The organism is Proteus sp. LHD240705 (genome assembly GCF_047921555.1).
GTDB lineage: Bacteria > Pseudomonadota > Gammaproteobacteria > Enterobacterales > Enterobacteriaceae > Proteus.
In genome coordinates this window covers 1-531 of sequence record NZ_JBLRMI010000038.1, presented here as the reverse complement: position 1 = coordinate 531, position 531 = coordinate 1, and the positions used below count along the sequence as shown (strand labels likewise).

The 531-nt window shown below is 46.0% G+C and carries 2 protein-coding genes; both read left to right on the top strand.

Features of this window, described 5'->3' with window-relative positions:
* The coding region (locus ACNART_RS17915; RefSeq protein ID WP_416303689.1) for an HK97-gp10 family putative phage morphogenesis protein at nt 1-292 on the top strand (292 nt) is incomplete at its 5' end.
* A gap of 5 nt (nt 293-297) precedes the next feature.
* Nucleotides 298-531: tail completion protein gp17 (gp17, locus tag ACNART_RS17910; RefSeq protein ID WP_416303690.1), on the top strand; the 234-nt coding region annotated here is incomplete at its 3' end.

Here is a 531-nt window from a genome sequence, read left to right as displayed (position 1 = left end):
CACCCTCAAGCGCAATATTCGTTCTAAAACGAAAGTGCAGCGCAATGGACAAGTCAAAACGCGTATTTGGGTGAAATCATTATCGGGTAAAAAGGTGTCCGCCTTTAAACAGGCAACGGGAAAAAGTGCGGCATTGAACCCAAATGATCCGTTTTATTGGTGGTTTGTCGAGTTTGGTACCGCCAAGATGCCCGCACAACCGTTTATGCGCCCCAGCTTTGAAGCGAAAAAGGAAGCGACGGCTAAAGTGATAGTTCAAACACTCAAAGAGGATATTGAAAAAGCAAGGTAGAGATCATGATACAGCAATTAAAAGAGACCCTTTCACCGCTTGTCGATGGAAGGGTTTTTTTTCAGGTATTACCCGAAGGCAAAGGGCATTATCCCGCCATAGTGATCCAGTTTGCCAGCATCACGCCTAACAGTGCGCTGGAGGATATGGATTTAGATAACTATCGCGTGCAACTTGATGTGTATGCGCTCCAGCCACAGCCCCTTATGGTCTTGCGTAAAAAAATCGAGGCTCAGATT